The organism is Bacillus sp. JJ1521 (assembly GCF_036965165.1).
Taxonomy (GTDB): Bacteria; Bacillota; Bacilli; order Bacillales; family Bacillaceae_L; genus Ferdinandcohnia.
This window is the reverse complement of record NZ_JBALOX010000188.1, coordinates 1-2,267: the sequence shown is the minus strand read 5'-3', so window position 1 is coordinate 2,267 and position 2,267 is coordinate 1. Positions and strand designations below refer to the sequence as shown.

At 36.4% G+C, this 2,267-nt stretch carries 3 protein-coding genes; all 3 read left to right on the top strand.

Features of this window, described 5'->3' with window-relative positions; genetic code table 11:
• Positions 1-181: 181 nt before the first annotated feature.
• A complete protein-coding gene (locus V7147_RS21220) occupies positions 182-967 on the top strand; it encodes a transporter substrate-binding domain-containing protein (RefSeq protein WP_335369799.1) in 786 nt (261 codons plus the stop codon).
• A gap of 39 nt (positions 968-1,006) precedes the next feature.
• Positions 1,007-1,666 carry an amino acid ABC transporter permease gene (locus V7147_RS21215; protein WP_335369800.1) on the top strand — a complete coding sequence of 220 codons (660 nt, stop codon included), beginning with the start codon at positions 1,007-1,009 and terminating at the stop codon, positions 1,664-1,666.
• A partial coding sequence (locus V7147_RS21210; protein ID WP_335369798.1) for an amino acid ABC transporter ATP-binding protein occupies positions 1,659-2,267 on the top strand: 609 nt, incomplete at its 3' end. The genes V7147_RS21215 and V7147_RS21210, both read left to right, overlap by 8 nt.

Below are 2,267 nucleotides of genomic sequence, written 5' to 3'. Positions count from 1 at the left end.
TAATAAAACACAAAATTTTTCCTCTAAAATCCTTAGTAAGCTGTATAAACAGGAAGCTTAACGCAAAAGATAGAATTATGAATCAATTATTATTTTTAAAAAACATATTGTATATTTATGCAGATGTGTTAAAATACATTCTATCGAATAATTATAAGCAACCACATAGGGGGAAAACATAATGAAAAAGTTTTTACTAGCATCATTGATTACTATTTTATCAGTTGTAGTTCTAGCTGCTTGTGGGACAAGCGATGACAATGCAACAGGATCTAAAGAAGGAACGGATTCAAAGAAAGTATTAACAATGGGAACATCTGCTGATTTCCCACCATTTGAAACAATTGATGAGAAAACTGGCGATTATATTGGATTTGACATTGATATAGCTAAGCATGTTGCGGATAAACTTGGTTATGAGCTTAAAATTGAAAATATGGATTTCGGTGGTTTAATTAGCGCATTACAATCAGATCGTCTTGATTTTATCATTTCTGGTATGTCGGCTACCAAAGAACGTAAGAAAAGTGTTGATTTTTCAACGGAGTATCATAAATCGGGCGAAATGTTTGTGACATTAAAAGATTCTGATATTAAAACATTAGAGGCTTTAGACGGTAAAAAAGTTGGAGTCCAATTAGGTTCTATTCAAGAAGAAGGAGCCAAAAAAATTAAAGAAGAAACTTTAAAAAATCTTGAAATCTCAGCATTAAATAAGGCTCCAGAATTAATTCAAGAGCTAAAATCAGGAAGAATCGATGCAGTATATTTAGATAAAACAGTGGCAATTGGCTTCATTGAAGAACTAGACTTAGCAGGTTTTGATGATCCGACTGAAAGCTCACCAGGTATGGCGATTGCATTTGCAAAAGGCAGTGAGCTTGTGGATGAATTCAATAAAGTGTTAGAAGAAATGAAAGCAAATGGTGAATTAGAAAAATTAGAAAAACAATGGATTGAAGAATAAATAAAAATTTTTAGGTGAAATGAGGTGTAAGGCATGGGTTTGGATATTGATTTTTCCCGAATCGTGCCTTCAATTCCGTTTATACTAGAAGGGATCGGCATTACGGTATCCTTTGCTCTAGTATCGGCAATTTTAGGTTTAATTTTGGGGACAATTTTAGCGGTTTTTAAAATAAGCAAGGTTTCATTTTTAAAGTGGTTTGCGAATATTTATACGTCCATATTCAGAGGAACACCACTTATCCTACAATTGGTTTTAATCTATTTTGCGGTTCCGCAGCTTTTTCACTATGACATTGATAAATTTGCAGCTGGGGTCTTGGCATTCGGATTAAATTCAGGTGCGTATATTTCTGAAATCATTAGAGCAGGAATTCAAGCTGTTGATAAAGGTCAACAGGAAGCGGCGGAAGCTCTTGGTGTTTCGTACCGTCCGATGATGTTGGATATTATCCTACCACAGGCAGTGAAAAATATTTTACCTGCACTTTTAAATGAACTTGTGACCTTAACGAAGGAATCGGCACTTGTAAGTACAATTGGATTATTGGATATTATGAGACGAGCTCAAGTTGTCGGATCGAATACATTCCGCTATTTTGAACCTTTATTAATTGCTGGTCTAGTGTATTGGATTATTGTTACAATCCTCACATTCCTAGGCGGAAGACTTGAGAGGAGGTTGCGTCGTAGTGAGTAACGATCATATTAAAGTAGAAGGTCTTCATAAATCTTTTGGTAAGCTTAATGTGTTAAAGGGGATTACGACCACCTTTAAACAAGGTGAGGTTGTTGCCATAATTGGTCCTTCTGGTTCAGGAAAATCTACATTTCTAAGATGTTTAAATTTACTTGAAACACCAACTCAAGGACAGATCTGGGTCGGGGAAGATGACATTACAGATGCAAAGACGAATATCACCAAGGTTCGTCAGCACATTGGAATGGTATTTCAGCATTTTTATTTATTTCCACATAAGACAGTTCTTCAAAATCTCACTTATGCTCCGATGAAGGTAAAAGGGATATCGAAGAGTGACGCGGAAAGTAAGGCTATGGAGCTGTTAAACCAAGTAGGCTTGTCAGAAAAGGCAAATGAATATCCGAATCGCCTTTCCGGGGGACAAAAGCAGAGGGTAGCAATTGCAAGGGCGCTGGCAATGGATCCTGAAATTATGCTTTTTGATGAGCCAACTTCAGCACTAGACCCTGAGATGGTAAAAGAGGTTCTTAGTGTTATGAAGGGATTGGCTAATACTGGAATGACAATGCTCATTGTGACCCATGAAATGGGCTTCGCT